The organism is Devosia sp. Micro-HW1, from assembly GCF_056341075.1.
Map to the genome: position 1 here is coordinate 940,830 of NZ_CP094375.1, position 18,082 is coordinate 958,911.

Genomic DNA, 18,082 nt, shown 5'->3' on the forward strand with positions numbered 1-18,082 from the left:
CTATACTAGTCGGCAGTTGTGTCTTATCCATTCAGTTAGACAAACCTGAAGTCATCTGCCACCAGCTGGTGCTTGAGAACGCCCTCCATAGCCACCTCGGCACCCCCATCGAGATGCAAGTAGGTGTTGCCGTTCCATTCTGTGGCTGCCGCCATGACCGCAGCAAAGCTCGTCAGACTTTGTCCCTGCAATTCGATGACGTCATTGATACCTGAACCGGCCTGGAAGTCGTTGATAGTGTCCTCGCCTGATCCTGGCGCGAACACAAAGGTGTCCTTGCCCGCTCCACCGATAAGCCAATCAAAGCCCTCGCCACCGATCAGGCGATCGTCGCCATTACCGCCATACAATTCGTCCGCGCCTTCACCACCCACAAGAGTGTCCTTGCCACCACCGCCGTTGAGAATGTTGGCGGCACCGTTGCCGGTCAGCACATTGTCGAGCCCATTGCCGGTACCGTTGACCACGGCACTGCCGGTCAGGGTGAGATTTTCGACATTGGCCGAAAGCGTGTGTGTTAGCGCGGTGAGCACTAAATCGGTGCCTTCATTGGCATTCTCGATGACCGAGTCACCGGCATTATCGACCACATAAGTATCGTTGCCTCTGCCGCCCACCATCCAGTCGGCACCGGTGCCACCATCGAGATGGTCATTGCCACCATAGGCAATAACGTCGTCGTTGCCAGCGCCGCCAAAAAGGGTGTCGTGGCCATCTCCACCATGGAGGCTGTCATGGCCTTCTTCGCCATTGAGCTCACCCTTGATCCCGACGAAGGTAATATAGTCGTCGCCTGCACCGCCATAGATGCGACCTTCGGTGGCCACGAGGATCAGGTCGTCGGCGAATGCGGTGCCGCGCAGTCCCTCGATGGAGACATAGCTGTCGCCCGTCGCTTCGCCAGTGTTGGCAGATGCATTGCCGGTATGAACATAAACCGCGGCCGTGGCATTGGCATATGAAGCGATGTCAAAACCAGCACCGCCATTGAGCACATCGGCGCCTAGCCCGCCGAGAAGAATGTCGTCTCCGTCCCCGCCGGCAAGCGTGTCGGAGCCGGAGCCTCCGCTCAGCGTGTTGGCGGCACTGTTGCCGGTTATGACGTTGTTGAGCGAATTGCCAGTACCATTGATCGCGGCACCCGTGAGCGTCAGCTGCTCAAGATTGTTGCCGAGCGTGTAAGAGATTGCGGCATGAACGTGATCGATGCCTCCATTTGCGCTTTCGACCGCCACATCACCCGCGACATCGACATAGTAAGTGTCGTTGCCGGAGCCGCCGATCATCTGGTCGGCACCGGCACCTCCGACTAGCGTGTCGTTTCCACCTCCACCGTTCAGGGTGTTAGCTTCGCTATTGCCGATAAGAATGTTGTCAGCGTTGTTGCCCGTGCCATCGATGGCGCCGTTGCCAATCAGTGTCAGATTCTCCACATGGCTGCCGAGCGTATAAGTCAGAGAGGACAGTACAGTGTCAGTGCCCTCGCCGGAGTACTCAACTACCGAGTCACCGCTGTTGTCGACAATGTAGATGTCGTTACCGGTACCGCCTACCATCCAGTCGGTGCCGCTACCGCCATCAATCCGGTCGTTGCCGGCATATGCTATGAGTTCATCGTCACCACCATTGCCCAGCAGTTCATCGTCTCCGTCGCCGGAGTGGAAGGTATCAGTTTGGGATGTGCCGATCAGGGTGTCGTCTTCCCAACTTGTCCAGATGTCCAATCCACCTTGGCTATTGCCATAAAGATTCTGGAAGACGTCACCTTTGGTCCACGTGTTGTTGCTGGAGTCAATGATTGTCTCCACACCAAAGTCACCGGCCATATTTAGATAGTCTTTGAGCATTATGGACCCGCCATCGCTGCCTCCAGATGTCGAGGGTTCGATGCCGATGACGAGGTCTTTCCCGTCCGCCCACATATCCACATGCGTGAGCCCGTTGATACCAACAAGCTCAAGTACATCGCCATCGCCTTCTGTTCCGCCCTCTACAATCACGTCTTCTCCGTCGCCGCGGCTATAGACGTATGTATCGTCACCAGAGCGGCCGATCAGCGTGTCGTTACCTGCGGCGCCCTTCAAAGTGTCGCTCCGATCGTCACCAAAAATACGATCATTGCCGCTTGAACCGATCACCTCGAGGCGCAATTTGCCACCATGGGCCACGGCCAGAAGGAGGGCTTTGTCAAAGGGCGCAGTCCCCGAAATCTTCTCTGGATTTCCCATCAAGTCGATGGTGACCTTCTCATACAGGTCGACTGAACCGTCGCCATTATTATCCCGGAAAAACTCCGTCGTCCGGCCGTCGGCTGAAACGTGAATAGTCCCGGCTGCAAGTACGGTCGACCCACTGATATCCTTGAGTGCAGCTACCTGGGACCCATCCGGCCGCGTCACCCAAAGTTCATGGTGTTCGAAGACGCCATCGCCGTTATAGTCAGCAGTCACGGTCGTGGTTAGGCCGTCAGCACTCACTGTCACGGTTCTAATGGCCGCCACCGTTGGATTGCCGGATGTGGCCGATGCCCATTTGATCTCATCCGCTAGTGGCGAAACCGCTCGGGAGGTGGCGTTCGCAGTTGCGGTGGTGCGTGTCGAACCGTCGGCGAAGGTTTCCGTCACGGTGGTCTCGTCCATCGCCAGATCGCCGTCGATGTCCACGCTAGTGGTAATAACCGCGCCATCCGCGGACCGATGAACGCTAACAGTCCGCTGCAATTCTGGCGCTATAGCGGACGCATTGCCGTTGCCGTCGGTTTCGCTGACTTTGCAGACATCCATGATCTGAAGACTGGACCCGTCACTATTCCGGACCAGAATAGACTCAGTGGTCTGGTCTACGAGACCATCTCCCTCGAAATCTGCCGTCGACCAGCGAGTCAAACCATCAAAGCTGACTTCCGTCGTAGAGACCTTCGTGGAGAAACCAGCTGTATCGTAATCCGTTGTGACCGTCTCCAAGCGGCCATCCACATACTGGACCGTTTCACGCGATTGATCGATAGTCCCGTCGCCGTCGCTGTCGATCTCGACCAAAATCCTGGAACCGTCGCCGCTTGTCCACGTCGACCGCTGTTCGATGAGGGTTGCCGCAGCATCAAAATGCGACCAAGTGGCCTTGGTAGAGCCGTCTGCATACACGACCGTGATGGTTTCATCCGCATCGACAAGGCCACCGTCATTGAACCGCTCGGTGTAAACGGATCGGCCATCGGCGCTTGTCGTCGTATCAGTCTGCGAGAGAAGGGCCCCTGCTGCGGTCTTATGAACGCTCACCTCCGTGATCGTTCCATCGGCGTTGTGCAAGACCTCCCATGTCTTTATGTCATCCGCAGAGCCGGATCCCGTCGTGTCGATGAACGTTTCCCGCCAGGTGCCATCAGCGCTGGCCAAAACCGTTGTGCTCGACTGGAGCACCCCATCGGCGAAGTTGCTGACCGTCTTCTTAGTTGTGCCGTTGTCCTCGAATTCCGTGACCGTCGAACGCGTGGTCTCGGCGATGCCGTCAGCGTTCAGATCCCAGCTCGCTTGCTGGGTGAGGCCATCTGGGCTGGTCTCGATGACCGCGATTTCGGTCGCTGTGATGGTGTATGCCGGTTCGGCAGAGCTGGCGTTGCCACCACTCAGGTCCGATTTCGTGACCGTCGTCGTCCTGGATCCGTCAGTACCAAGTACTGTGACTTCCAGCACTTGCCGTTCGGCGAGCCCGTTCCCATTGTCGTCGTAGCGTGTTGTCTTCACCAGGCCGTTTGCGCTGATGGTTTCGTAGCGCCCATGAGAAGTGCCGAACACTCTGCCGCTGGCAGATGAAACTGCGCCATCCATCCATGACGTCGCGATGGAGCCGTCGTCGTTGACCACGCGGACGCTGCTCTGCTCAAACGTCCCATCGCCGTCGGCATCGTTGGTCTGGCGTGTTTCACGACCATCGGCGCTGACCGTGAGGATCGACCGGTTCACCAAGTTGTCGCTGCCGTCAAAGTTGGACGTGGTCGTAGTTGCCGAACCATCGGCAGCAACGTCGGAGACGTCCGTGCGCTTGCGCGTTACCCCGCTGCTATTCTCCCAAATGGTCGTCGTCGACGTTTCATCTGCGGAGGTCGTGGTCGTCGCAAGCTCGACCATCGCCCCGCCCTCAAACCGCGTGAAAACCCGTTCACTGGTCCCGTCGGCCGCCAGCGACGTTACGTCGGTGGATATGCGATCTGCCGTGCCATCGCCATTGTCATCAACCGAAGTCGTGACGGTGAGGCCATCGCCCGACTGGGTGCGCACCGTGCGGGATGTCAGCGTCACGCCAGCAAATGTAGAGGTGGTCGTGACCACGGACCCGTCCGAGGTGGTCAACGCCTGTTGAACGCGGTCTACAGCACCATCACCATCAGTGTCTGACGATACAGTCACGGATAGGCCATCGGCACTTTGTGTCGTAATAACTTGCGAGAGCAACGTATTATCGCCGCTAAAGGTTGACCTGGTAATAACCTTGTCGCCATCGCTCTGGAGTGTTTTCGCCTCCACGATCAGACGACTTGCGCTTGCGGACTCGCCGACATATTTGGCCGAGGAAGAGGTCAGGCCATCATCGCTAATTGTTGTCACGACTTTGCTCAAACGGAGCCATCCAGCGCCGTTGTAATCCGTTACCGTCCGGACCGTTGAGCCGTCAGCATTCAGAACCGTCTCGTCTACAACCTTGCGATCTTTGTTTCCATCGCCATCCAGATCGCTGTATGTCGTGACGTGCAGTCCGTTTGCGCTACGTACCGTTTCTGCCAGAGACACCAAATCGTCTATGTCAGTACCCGCGCCTGCGAATGCTTCGCTGATAACTGATGTCGTGCCATCGGTGTTGAGAACCGTGGTGCTGCGCGTGGTTTGATCAATGTCACCGTCCCCATCGAGGTCGCGGCGCAGCACGCTAACCAGGCCATCCGCGCTGATGGATGTGGTCGATGCGCTGCGGATCCCGGTGCCCTCTGGCCCATAGTTCGACACAGTCTCGACGATGGAGCCACCTGTCGAGCGCACTGATGTTTTCACACTCGCGGGCGTGGTGCTGTCGCCCACATATTCACTGACCGTCACACTCCCCTTGTCTGCACTTGTTGTTGTGACCACTTTTGCGACCAGTTCAAGCAACGAACCTGCGTACTCGGTCGCCGTCTCGGTGATCGATCCATTGCCGTTCAGTACCTTGACGAACGTCAGCGTGGCTCTGGGTGTCGTTTCCGCACCTACAAATCTTTCGATGGTCGTGCTGAGGCCATCGGCACTCGTCGTCGTTATGGACTTCTGGATCTGGACAGAGCCCTCCTCGTTGCTCGAAGTTATCGTGACCGCTGCGGAACCGTCGCCATTAATGACCCGGGTTTCCATCGTGCGACGGTCGTTCATAAGATCGCCGTCTATGTCCACTAGGACCGTCGTGGCGTTGCCGTCAGAGGTCGCCGTCCTTGCAGATCGCGATAGAAGCGTCGATCCATCATGGGAATAGACGGACGTCGTTTCCGTTGACGTACCGTTAGACACAGTAACCGACTGAACGATGTCGTCGTTTCCATCGCCATCGCTGTCGATTGCGGTTGTGCGAGTGGTGCCGTCTGCGCTCCAGGTCGCTACTGTTTCTTGTCCCAGAGACTGATCACCAAAACGGATAGCGCTGGTTTTTGTTGTTGATCCATCGACATTGACAACCTGGACCTCAGACGCCCTGAGATCAATGTTGCCGTCGCCGTCCAGATCGGAATGCACCGTCTTGGTGTTGCCATCAGCACTTAGCTCTGTGATAGCACTGGCGCGGTGTGAAGTGTCACCATTGTAGACATGTTCGGCCGTGGTGGTGCTGCCATTCACATTCCTGACGATGGCACTTGACGTCGTTGTGTCAACGTCGCCATCTCCGTCAGCATCGATGGCAATTGATTTGGTGCTCCCATCAGCGCTTTTGGTCGTCACTGCCTCCGAAACACGATGACCGGCAGTAGTGCCACTGCCAGCGTAGTGTACAACTGTCTGCGTACGTGTGCCGTTTCCAGCGACGGTAGCGTCCTCCACGGTGGTAGCGTCTGTCACGCCGTCACCGGTTAGATCCGCCGCGACTGATTTGTTATGACCATCCGAGGATGTCACCGAAGTTGATTGCGCGCGCGTCGATCCATCATCGTGGAATGCCGTTTCGACCACGATCAATGTACCGCTAGTATCGATCTTGCGCTCTTCGAGATTGTCCACTGTCCCAGAACCGTCTAGGTCCCGGGTGATGGACACTTCAGAACCATCAACGCTTCGCGTTGTCACCTCTCGGCGCGTCAAGATAGTTCCGCTACCATCAACCGCACTAAAGGTCTGCGTCGTCGATCCGTCACCATGCGTAACGGTCTCGACCTTATGCACGCGGTCGAAAATGCCATCTCCATTGTCATCAAAAGCGATAACACGGTCTGAACCATCGGCGCTTGTCGTGGTCACAGTGCGCTTTTCCAGACCTCCATCGGCACCACGCGCGACGGTTTCAAGCGTTGTTGATCCATCACCGTTCACAGTGACGTTCTCGTCTACGATATATCCGTCCACGTCATAGGCCAGGACGGCATCACCGATCTTTCCTGTTGAATTGTCGGAACGGGTGAAGCTGCCCTCACCGACGATCTTTGAGCCGTCAGAAAAAACCCGTTCATGATTATTGGTCTCTAGATCGAACTCGACAATGCCAAGCTGTGAGAGTGTCTTGAGGGTGGTTGTCCCATCCTGGTTGGTGACCATCACCTTGAACAAGGACCAGCTATCGTCGGCAGCGCTCAGTTTGCCGTCGTGGTTGGTGTCGAAGACATTCCGGATGGCTTCGAGATCTGATTTGGCGGTGGCATCCCAACTGGTAAAGTCGATTTCGTTGGAGAGGTTGATTACGCCGTCGTTGCCGATGTCGTGAACAAGCACACCGTCGCCAACGCCTGCCCAGGCGGTACGGTGGCCCTTGCCATCCCCAACGACGTCCAAAAACTGATTTGATGACGAAAGTTCAGTAATTTCCAGGCCATCACCATCGAGGTCGATCACAATTGGACCTGCGAAACCATAACCCGAGTTCGAACTAACGCTCGTCACTGAGCCCACATTGGAGCTATAGGTATTGCCGTGGTCGCTTTGACTCGACTTTCCACCGCCGCTCGGTTCGGATGCGGGTGCCGTGGCGCCTGACGATCCCGAGGAACCGCTTGGTGGTGCGGGCTTATAGACAGTCCGATCCTCAAACTGGTTGGTATCAGGATTGTAGACCGAAGTGGTTTGCTCATAGAGCGGCTGGTTGGTCCCCGCAGCTACGGTGTTGGTTGGCGGCAGAGTACTTCCCGTAGAATTGTCGGTAAACGAGCCGTCATTGTTGCGGGTATATCCACTATCCTGCACAACCTGACCGCCGCCATAGGTGTGCCCCGTGTCGAGGTTCGTCACTGACCCGTCTGCGTTGACAACGGAATGGTAGCCATCGCCAGTTGCGAATACGGTGCCAGCGTTGACGACCTTGCCGGAGGCAAGCTTAACAGAAGGACCAGTACCAGGTGCTTGCCAAGCGGCGAACGCCCCGGCTTGAGCTGCCTCGGACTGTGCTGCCGGCGACATGCTGGCGGGCGCCAGCAGAAATTTCTTGCCTGCGGTCTCACCCCCACTCGCGGAGGTGTAACCAGTGTCGTGGTTGTAAATGGAACCGTCGCTCAATACCTCAAGCGAGTCCCCGGTGGAGGACTGATACTTGGCGCCTATTGTGAGGTCCTTGCCAGTGGCAGTGAAAACCGAGGCATTGTGAACCCGTACACCTCCGGCGATATAGGTATGAACCTCCTCGACCTCGAAATTGTAAGTCTTCCACCCCTTCCTGTAGACTGGTGCGAGGGCGAGGGCACCTACGACGGGCGTGACGTAGCCTTCAGCTTGCTCGTATTGTCCGGCTGTCGTCTCAGAATAGTGAATGAACTCTCCTGACACTTCGGCAACAGTACCGTTTTCAAGAACAATGCAAGAATCGGTCGCAAGAATTTGCTCAATTGTCCTGAATTGACCAAAGGCATCTAGGAAGTGATGACCCGGCGTGACAGTCAGCCCGTTCGATAAGAGAACCCATGTATCCGTTATATTCTCAAATACAGTTGTGACTTTTCGCCCAACTAAGCCCGAATTGATATCTCCCGGGAAGAAACTGAGCACTACGTCGCCAATGGCGATCAACTCAATGTCGACCTGTCCCGCATCCGCGAGAGCGATCTTAGTCCCCGCTGGAAAGCACTGCGGCCGAAGTACGGGGGCGAAACGTGGGTTTGTAATGCCGATCGCTTGCCAAATGCCCTGCTCTACTTCTTGCTGGTAGAGCACCGCGTGATCGTGGACAACCAAAGCGCCATCATACGTCGCTCCCGTTGCTGCTCCCCCAACACCAGACAGTTGGGCAGCACTACCCGCGGTGGCCATAGCAAGCGGGTTCCCACCTGTAAAATAGCCCGCAGCAGCCGACGCACCGGCCCCTAGTGCGAAATTTCCGAATTCGACAAAGAACTGTCGTTCCGGAGTGGTCGATTCGCCTATCTCTTGAATGCTTGAGACAATACCCGCTCCGGTAGACACCGGGCCAAGAATGCGTCCGCCGTGATGCACTGCATTCAATGCATGATAACTGACTGAACTCAAGATTGAGTACGCACTGCTACCTAGTTTGCCGTCTACGCCCCAAGTCATGAGCTGATGCAGATTAATAAAAGGCGCACCAACTTCCGCAGCAGCTCCAATCACCTCGCCGTATTTCCCTAAACTGTCAATCCAGCTGTCACCGCGCTCTTCAGTCATCACTTTGCCCCTCGCCTAATATTATGTCTAGCTGCTCAATTATTTCGTCGCGACTCATGCCAACCTGCAGTTGTGGATTTTGGTGCAGGCGCCAAATCGCCCAGTCGAGATCTGTTGGGAATGAATAGACATCTCCATCATTGAAAATGGAGTTGGAGCCAGGTCGAAGATCTCCTGGAAGACCAAACGTTTGCATGATCTCTTCGTAGAGGCAGGCATCCAAGCGCTCTCTTGTCGAGTACACTATGAAAACGAAAGCCTTGCCGATGTGATACTCATTTCCTCCACGGCCGTAAGTCAGACTAAAACAAGAGTAATTCCCCGAATCGGCCCCGGCAAATTCACCAATTGTGTCAAAGGCAACATTGCCCAACTTGCGTATCGCACCAATTATTTCATGTCGGGACCCTACGTAAACTGTGATTGAGTCGTCCAAGTAGGCATCGGCGTCCTCCGCCGACAGTGACATTATTGATTGATATTGAGAAGGATCAACAAATACTATGTCCCAGACAGGCGAGTGAGCCTTCAAAACAGCGACCACTGATTGCACTGCGGACAACGTCCCTGCAATTGGGGCGGGCTCCAAAGGTATTGTGATTACATTTATTGTTCGATTATTTGGTCGCCTCTTTAAACGATCCAGATCCGCCCCTGAAATATCGAGTTCAGACGACAGCGCTAATTCTATATACGCACTCCGCACGTCGTTATTTTGAGCAAATGTCTGCAGTGATCCAAATAGACTGAGGAAAAAGAGTGCACAAAAAATCCGAGACAAGATGTTCACCAGCTAAATCTGGGCAGAATAATTGCCGCCGTAGGCGGTGAACCCAAGTGAAGACATCAAGGTGTCAGTTCTTTTGGGGGACAGACCAGACGTAGAATGAACGTGCAACTCTTCCGCACCCTGCTGTTTGGCCCAATCCCCGACTAATCGAAGGAGCTTTATGCCAACCCGGCCGCCAAGCAACGACCGTCGAATTCGGGGTGAGACGTACACCGCATAGATGGTCACCATGCGACCACCTTCGCCGAGATAGTAGTCGCCGGCACCAGCATGGAGTAGCGCGATCGTCTGGCCTTTATACTGCACATAGAGTGCCAGAGTGTCAGCCGGACTGTTCAGCGCATTGCTGTAAGCACGTAGGAACTTTTTCTCAGAAAAGGGCAGATGCGCATAGCGACTTTCGGCGTGGTACTCCAGCACAAGGGGCCGGACTTCTACCATCTCCTCTTGGCGGGTCGCTCGAACGATCTTGAGAATTGTGTCGCTCGCCGAGGGTTGGACGACCCGCAGGTCAGCCGCCGCACGGGCCAGTTTCTCACCAGGCGTCATGCTGTTGTCACCGACAACTCCGCACTCAAGCATCCAAGATGCATCATCGTCGCCCCCCAGCAACCACCCTCGACATAGCCGCAGAAGACCCCAACGATCTGAACCTGTCTACCCACAAAAACAGATTGAATTTTGGAAAATTCCAATAGTTTTTAGAGGATTATATTGCGCATGAACCCGATGATCCCAGACGCCGCGCGACACGCAGCTTCCTGGTCAGTCCGCCCAGGCTCCTGCCCATACATCGGGCTAGTGTTCTTTTTCACAGATCGGCAGCCGTTCGGCGGGCCGTCAGGGTAGCATCGGAACGTTACGCCTATCTCATGCTCGCTGCCAGCCCTCCAAATTCCGATTAACATGCGAGTTGGCACTGGCGGTTGAACTGATCGTCAGTGGTCTGGTCTGGCCCAGTGAGCAGCAGGCGCATGTCGCCAGTGCAACCATTTCGAAGCGAAGCAGAATGCCGGTGAGCCTTAGCGGTCTTCCACGCTGGCGGGCTCATGCGATAAATTAAAACACGGCTCGATCCGACACATCGGACAGCGCAACATTTTTAGTGGGCACCCTAGACTGAGGCAGTAGGCTTGCCCTCTGTCGATCTGGTAGCCCGGATCGTAATGAACCCGGATTTTTTAATGATGCCGAACAAGCGCTCTAAGGCCCGACTGGCGCAAATCTTTTGCGGATTGCTCGCACTCGGATCTGGTTGCCTTTTAGGCAACGCCATCACTACCGGCTGGTTCTTGGCTGGTAGAATTGGAAGGCGCCGTTTGGGATCGCATTGGGTTGAGCGCGCTACCGATCCACAAGGCTTCTGGATCTTTGTATTCGTCATGTTATTAGTGTTTGCCTACGCCATCCATACAGTCTGGATCAATGAGCACCGACTGCGGACGCATGTTGATCACCGTTGACACAACACTGCCGCGCAAGGAGCCCAGTCTGCCGGTTGTTTTTAGAACGGCTTTTGGTGACAGCACTCGCACAGAAGGCGACGCCATAGCTCCAAGCGCACGCACGGGACAGATCGCTTTAACCAGGAGGCCAGCAAGATTGTTGCCCGGCCGCCTCCATCCCTCGGCAGTACCCGCCAACACCGGCATCGTCACATGTTCAGGATGCCAATCCGGGGACACCACCACTCGCTAAATTAGTAGTGGTGTGACGCTGCTTTTTGAGACGCTCCCGATAGAATTTCCATTATCTAGGGGAGCGTTTCCATTCGCGAACAGATAACTTTTCCATAACTTCACCAAGGCCCGGAATTCCGGGCCTTTCTCTTTCAGCGATGAACCGCTGCTGTAACGAGGTTGGTCGGAGCATTCACCAGCCAAGGCCGAACGTCACGAGGATGAGGCTTCAAGTTCCACAAGGACCTCGGGCTCTCGGTCCAGGGGCAGTCGGCCTCCGACGTCTGGAAGGAGGTCTCGCGCCTCGCTGAACGGCAACGCATCCCCGTCGTCGTCGAGCTCTGGTGGCGCCAGAATCCGAAGGCGCAATTCCCCGGCAAGACTGGCTCGCTGAGGGCTGGGGGCTAGTGTCGAATCCGATGCCATCACGCCCGGGGCCCATTTCGGGGCCACTGGGCGCATCTATTTTCCACCCGAGTAATGCGTTTTCCGCCAACGGTTCGCACGGCTACTGACCAAGTCCGGCTTCCATTGCCGCCTAAGCAGCGGCAACGTCCGCAATGGCAATGATCACTTGGGGTACGCGCTTGCTCGAAAGGGTCTTTTCCTCCTAAGTCCACCAAGTCGTGAGGCTTGGCAGCGAATCTATCTGAGCACCGTGCGAAGAACCAAATTCAACGCTACCTGGACAGCTAAATTCGAAGATGATCGAAGTTTTCGGCATCGAATGTCGACGATTGTTCGGCGGACCATCTGGGGCAGGCAGACATGAGTGGAGTAGCATTTCGTTTTCTACTGCAGGACGCGGGGCAGCCTTACATTTCATCCCGTTGTTACATCGTAGCCGATCCGAAGATCGTCGATCGCAACCAATGGGAGGTGTTCTTGGAGCGTCCTGCGGGCGCCGACTGGGTCATCGAGATGCACGGGCTCAAGGACTGGATGCTTCACGGCAATCCAGTTCGGAAGATCTTCTACGATCGAATGGATCTTAACACGCCCTTCAGAGAGCTCAGGCGCGACGACATCTATAGGGAATACCTGCGGAAGATACTGGAGCAGATCCCGGAAGAGTACCGCGGACGACGCAAGTACGCCTTGATGCCATCTATTGCAGATGATGACACCAGGACACGTTACAGGGAAGCGGTGGAGGCTGCCATTCCAGGTGTCACCATCGTTCCCGAACCGGAAATGGTAGCCGAGTACTTTCGGCTGCTTGGCGGGAACCTGGAACTGCAGGCGGGCAGGAACAACGTCATCCTCGTCGTGGATGTCGGGGCCTCGACCACGAACATGACCCTAATCGTCAGTCGCCGCGACAGGACCCTGCTTGATATTGACGCCACCGGCGCGCAGCGCGACCTGCGGCTGCGCGCTCTCCGTGGCGACAGCGATGGCCACGCGGGACGTTGGGTGGACAACCGCCTTGCCGACATACTTGGAGCAGGCACCTCGGAGGAGACCCTGCATGAGATAGAGAAAGCGAAAGTGCGCGTCTCCATCAACGACGATGACGTGCCGGTCGCCCTCGCGCATCAGCCCGCCGTCACGCTCGACAAGGGGACCTTAACCTTGGTCTCGCGCGAGCTCTGGAGCGAACTGCGCCCGTTGTTCGAGAAGCTGCGCGATCGCCTCTTCGAGAATCAAACCTCCTCCGCCGATGCACGTCGAAAGAGCGAGGGACGCCTGAACGAATTGCAGGTGCGAACACCTCGTGATGCCCATCGTCTAATTGACACGATCCTCTTGGCGGGCGGGACTAGCCTGCTTCCTGGGTTCGAGCAGGCAATGCTCGATACCCTCTTCCCTGACGGGCACCGTCCGGAAGTGCTGCGCGTCGGTAGCTCCTTTGCGGTGGCCGCGGCTGCGGGTGGCCTGTCACACATCCTGCACAATTACGAACCGCCAAGGTTGCGGGACCCGAAGGGTAAGACGACCGACGTCTTCTCGGCTTCCTTGGAAGCCACACTACCCTTCCCGATCCTCCTGGGCGTGAAGCGTTCTGGCGAGATGGAGAGCCAGACTACGCTGCTAGACCCCAATGACCCGTTCGTGGACGATGGCGGCAGACGCCAAATCGAAAACCTGCCGTGGCTGCTCAAGGGCGAGGAACCCAAGATGCGCGTGATGCCGGGTATACCGGCTGGAAAAGAGGCCCGTATGGGCAGGCGGTTCAAGGCGTTGCGCGTTCTGCGCGAGCCGGCGAGCATGGAGTTGGAATGGGATCCGGTCAGGGAGCGGGCAAGGGTTCATTCCGCGGAGGTCGAGGATACCAGCCATCTGTGGATAGACGTCAGTCGCAGGCGCAAAGAAGCTCCGGTCGACACCTTCGATGAGCCAATGCCGGAGGATGCGTTGGCGGTGGACGCTGCAGAGGATATCGTGCTGGACTTGGGCATGTCCAAGATCGTCGCAGTAACGGCCGAGAAAGGGTGGATCTCGACGGCGGAGATCGAGCGCATCGTGCGCCTCAACATTGCGGAAATCGTCAGCCCGAACCGAATGGTCAACATCGTGCGCGAGATCGGCGTGTCCAACAGAACGGCTACCGCCCCCGCTCTGGCCGAGCTTTCTGCACCCCCACCGGCGGTCGAGCCGTTCGACACGAAGCCTTCTTCTCGCTCGACGGACACGGACGAATTTCCGGCGCCGCCTGCGAAAGCGGCGTTGCGCGTCACATCGACGCCTGAGCCGGAGACCTCGGCATCAAATCCCAAGCGCGCCACCGCATGGCACGACCACGTGGACGACAAGAAATTCGTAAAGGCACTGGTCGACCTGAAGGTTGCGCTGGCGCGCGAAGATCCCCATATCCACTTCGAGGACATTGTCGTCGCATTGCTGGCGCTGTCGGTTCGGCCGATCGTCCTCCTCGCAGGACCGCCTGGATGCGGGAAGTCGACCCTGGTCCGCTTGATAGCCAAGGTCTTGGGCAAAAGTGGCGGCGAGAGCTTCCATGAGGTTGCGGTGCAGGCGCATTGGGTCGACGATAAGCCCCTGTTCGACGACGAGGGGTTGCTTCGTCGGGTGGTGGACAATGCGGACATCGCACACTTGGTCCTCTTCGACGAGTTCAACCTGACTCGCCCTGAATACTACATGTCCCGGCTTTTCCATGCCCTGGACAGTGGGACCGGCGTCATCTCGCAGAACCAGAGAATTGCGTCCTGCCGCATATTCGGGACGCTGAATATCGACGAGTCGTCCCGCCCGCCCTCGCCTAAGGTGATCGACCGCTGCTTCCTCTTGGAATTGACGCAGGTACCATGGAACAACCATGGAGCATCCCAGATGTCAGAGTTTGGTTCCATACCTTCTCTTCCCGGACTTCCTGCCGTCTCGCATCAAGGTGAAACCACCGATGAGCGGATCGAAGAGGTTATGAGGGTCCTGCACGATGCCGTCGATACACACCACCTGCGGCACGACCTGCTTCCCTCACGCCGCGTGCTCTCGGACATCAAGGCCACGCTGGGTCTGCACCACCGGCTGGATCTGCAAGGTCGGGGCTTGATCGATCGCGACGATCTCGTTGACCGTCTCCTCGCCAGCCGGGTGCTCGTCAAGATCTCGGGCGCCTTCGATCAACTCGGGCCGGCGCTGGAGGCGTTGGACAGGGCACTGGAAGGTAGGGAGGAACTGCCCAGAACGCGGCGCCGGCTGAAACTGTCGCATCAGCAGGCCCGACTTGGGTTCGTTTCACCTTGGCAATGACAGAGATCGAGATCGTCAGGTTCGTCGATCGCAGTGGATCGACGGTTGAACTGCAATGGGACCCCGACACATGGTACCTCATTGGCGACGATCACCCGCACTTGGACATTCGGACGCGCGGCCACAAAGCTCATCCTCAGGGCGACGGCAAACTCTCCCCGCTCGAAGAAACATCGGAGGCGGGCACCCAGTGGCAGCGCTGGAACTTCGAAGCCGACATCGCCAGGGAGCGGCGGTTGGGCGAGATGAGCCTCCGGCTGAAGGTGCCCAAGGAAGCGGTGCTGCGCTGCTATGTCGTCCCCGCTGCACTCCTGAACTACCGCGAAGTCGTGACGATGGTAGAGGAAATCGAGGCAGAGCTCGGCACCCCAGCGGCCTGGGATCTGCTGTCCGATCGCCCCGATCGATCCTGGAGCCGGCAGACCGGTGGATTGCTCGCGAAGGCGCCCGCGGAGCTCATCCGTCTCGTGGAGGAGGAGGAGCGTGCGGCGAAGTGGATACGCCGAGATCCGTTCGTCGAGCCCGGACCTGCTTCGAGGTACGGAGCCTCCCTTCCGGAGAACGCGTTGGTGTCGCATTGGGCAGCCCGCAGGTCGAGCCACCTCCTCGACATGCTGCAGTCCGTCGATACGACCCGGAAAGCCGTCCAAGCACAAACCAGGAGGTACAATCCGGAGCGTCGGAAGGAGAGATTGGATAAGGAGCTGGCAGGCCTGGAGCATCTGATGGACCGGTTGTTGGAGTTGCGGAGCACAACCGCCCGGATGGTTCGCGAAGTGGAGTTGGGCACGCCCGTATATCCGAGCCCCTTGTTTCAACGCGACCATCGCTTGAGATTACTTCTCAGGGTTTTTGCGCCGACTTCGGCAGAGGCGTTGTCCGAGAGCGAGTCGGTCCGATCCCATTACCCACCGGTGTTCATCAACCATCTGTGGGAGATCTGGGGCGCAGTTTGGTTGATCAACGCCCTTCGCCGGATCGGTTTCTCGGGCTTCTGCACAGTCGACGGACCGGAGGCGCTCAGGACATGCTCATGGAGAATGAGCAATGGGGACATCACCATCGAACTTGATTATGAACCCGAACCGGTGTTCATCGACTATGGTCGGCTGCCCCCCATGCACGAGCGCGATGAACCCGCCTTGGAATGGGCAGCGCGCAATCAGGCGATCGATCTGGCCAAGCCTTTTATCGGGCTCGACATCCACTGCTCTCCGGACTACGTCGTCAGGATAACCACGAAAGCGGAGCGCTTTCTGCTGGTCGGCGATGCTTGCCTTGCCAGCCCGGAGCATCACGGCAAGAAGCAAGTGCTGGATGCCAAGCCGTATACGGTCGAAGGTTACAGGAGGACTATCGGGTGGTCGTCCGAGGGCGGCGTGGTCCGCTGCCACCCTTTGGGAGGCTTCGCGATATTCCCGTCCCCGTCGGAAGCATGGGCCTACCTTGAGTCCTTGCCGGGGGCCGCAGACTGTACGCTGCTGTGCCCCAGCCCACTGAACGACACTGTTGCGCTGGAGAGGTTGAAGACCTTGCTGAACGCTATTGTACCCGACCTCTGTGCTGCAACCGATTAAGCGAGTGCATCCGCATGGCTTAGGGGGGACCACCGATTGCCGTTCGCCGCCCGATTCCCCAGGCATTCTGATCCGAGCCATGGCACGTTCGCGCCCTGCCAGCGCCGGTCGGCGTCCAGCCACCCTGCTAATCTACTTCCAGCACCAAGCGACCGGAACAAGAGGCTGACTGCTCTCAGCCAAGCAAGGTCTGGCCGACCGCCTGCGAAAGTCGCCGTCCTTCCGACGCTGCCGAAAGCGGCCATTTTGCTTTCGGCCCCCTTCGTGCCTCCATCTTTTGAAACCGGCGCTCGTCATACAGATGAGTTGTCACACTAACCGGGCGAAGGCATCTAGGATGGCCTCGGACGCCCGTGCAATATCCTGGTCAGTCGTCGTGCGTCCGATGCTGAAGCGTATGGAAGAAGCGGCTTCTTCCCGACTGTGGCCAATTGCTGTGAGAACGTGCGATGGCTCCAGACTGCCCGATGTGCAGGCGGAGCCAGTCGAAGCAGCAACGCGCGGTTGAAGCATTGATAGGAGTTGCTCAGCATCTGCCCCATGAATTCTAATATTCGCATTACCTGGGTGGCGAAGCATGAGATCTTTTGGACCATTCAGTTCGAAAGCAAGGCCACCGCTCCGGAGATTGTCTAAGAATTGAGCACGCATTCGAGAAATTCTTGCGCGTTCCCCCGCCCCATGTTTTTGAGCCAATTCGCACGCTGCACCCATGCCAACGCACAATGGTAGAGGTAAAGTACCCGGGCGAATGCTCTGCTGCTGCCCACCTCCGAAAAGTATGGGCGAGATTGTGGGTTGAAGCTCGCGAGCAATGTAAAGGGCGCCGACCCCCATTGGGCCACCCATTTTGTGTGCCGACAAACTGATCATGCTGCATAAGTTGGCAGTCCGTGACATATCTACGGCCTCAGGGGCTTGAGCTGCATCGAAGTGAACAACGGCTCCTTGGCTGTTCAGCTTGACGGAGTCCATATCCTGAATGGCGCCAATTTCATTATTGACCAGCACGACTGAAATCAGGGCCGTTCTCTCGGTGACGGTCGAAGACAACGACTCTATAGAAACCATACCACTGGCATCGACACCCAATTCCCGGACATGAAAGCCAAACTCAGAGAGCGCATCACAAGCAGCAATAACACTCTTGTGCTCTATCGAAGTCCTTATAACTTCGCATTTTCCCTGCTTTACTCGATTTCGCATGCCGAGTATCGCTAAATTGTTGGACTCCGTTGCGCCAGATGTAAAGATTATCTCGTCCGCATTTGCCCCTATTAGGGATGCTACTTGATGCCTGGCGTATTCGATTTTTTCTGCCGCTGCCCAGCCGAATGAATGTTCCGATGAACTTGGGTTGCCGTACCCGGCACGAAGCATGGCCTCTAAAACGGCATCGTTTACAGGCGTGGAGGCTTGGTGATCGAGATAGATTGCGGACATACGGTTCTCCAACCTGGATCGCACCTCCAGGTTCTAATT

At 57.0% G+C, this 18,082-nt stretch carries 6 protein-coding genes and 1 pseudogene; 3 read left to right on the forward strand and 4 right to left on the reverse strand.

Annotation, left to right across the window (positions count from 1 at the left end; all coding sequences use genetic code 11):
• Nucleotides 1-35: 35 nt before the first annotated feature.
• From MQW79_RS04330 to MQW79_RS04340, 3 genes are read right to left on the reverse strand one after another with little or no spacing between them, the layout of a single operon-like run.
• Nucleotides 36-8,837, reverse strand: coding sequence for a hypothetical protein (locus MQW79_RS04330; RefSeq protein WP_476587032.1), 8,802 nt, complete (start codon nucleotides 8,835-8,837; stop codon nucleotides 36-38).
• Nucleotides 8,830-9,627, reverse strand: coding sequence for a DUF2927 domain-containing protein (locus MQW79_RS04335; RefSeq protein WP_476587033.1), 798 nt, complete (start codon nucleotides 9,625-9,627; stop codon nucleotides 8,830-8,832). The genes MQW79_RS04330 and MQW79_RS04335 overlap by 8 nt, the downstream gene beginning before the upstream one ends.
• Nucleotides 9,628-9,630: 3 nt before the next feature.
• Complete coding sequence (locus tag MQW79_RS04340) at nucleotides 9,631-10,176, reverse strand: hypothetical protein (protein ID WP_476587034.1); 546 nt, start codon at nucleotides 10,174-10,176, stop codon at nucleotides 9,631-9,633.
• 1,326 nt (nucleotides 10,177-11,502) lie between these two features.
• Here MQW79_RS04340 and MQW79_RS04345 point away from each other — a divergent pair.
• From MQW79_RS04345 to MQW79_RS04355, 3 genes and pseudogenes are all read left to right on the forward strand, one after another.
• Nucleotides 11,503-11,714, forward strand: a pseudogene (locus MQW79_RS04345) (T4SS efffector SepA family protein); the annotation flags it as partial.
• Between the two features lie 360 nt (nucleotides 11,715-12,074).
• Complete coding sequence (locus tag MQW79_RS04350) at nucleotides 12,075-15,023, forward strand: AAA family ATPase (protein WP_476587035.1); 2,949 nt, start codon at nucleotides 12,075-12,077, stop codon at nucleotides 15,021-15,023.
• The gene (locus MQW79_RS04355) at nucleotides 15,020-16,600 is read left to right on the forward strand and encodes a hypothetical protein (protein WP_476587036.1); all 1,581 of its coding nucleotides are present in this window, start codon (nucleotides 15,020-15,022) and stop codon (nucleotides 16,598-16,600) included. Before MQW79_RS04350 ends, MQW79_RS04355 begins: the two co-directional genes overlap by 4 nt.
• Before the next feature lie 309 nt (nucleotides 16,601-16,909).
• On the opposite strand, the gene MQW79_RS04360 is transcribed toward MQW79_RS04355, so the two are convergent.
• Complete coding sequence (locus MQW79_RS04360) at nucleotides 16,910-18,043, reverse strand: cysteine desulfurase family protein (protein WP_476587037.1); 1,134 nt, start codon at nucleotides 18,041-18,043, stop codon at nucleotides 16,910-16,912.
• Between the last annotated feature and the right edge of the window lie 39 nt (nucleotides 18,044-18,082).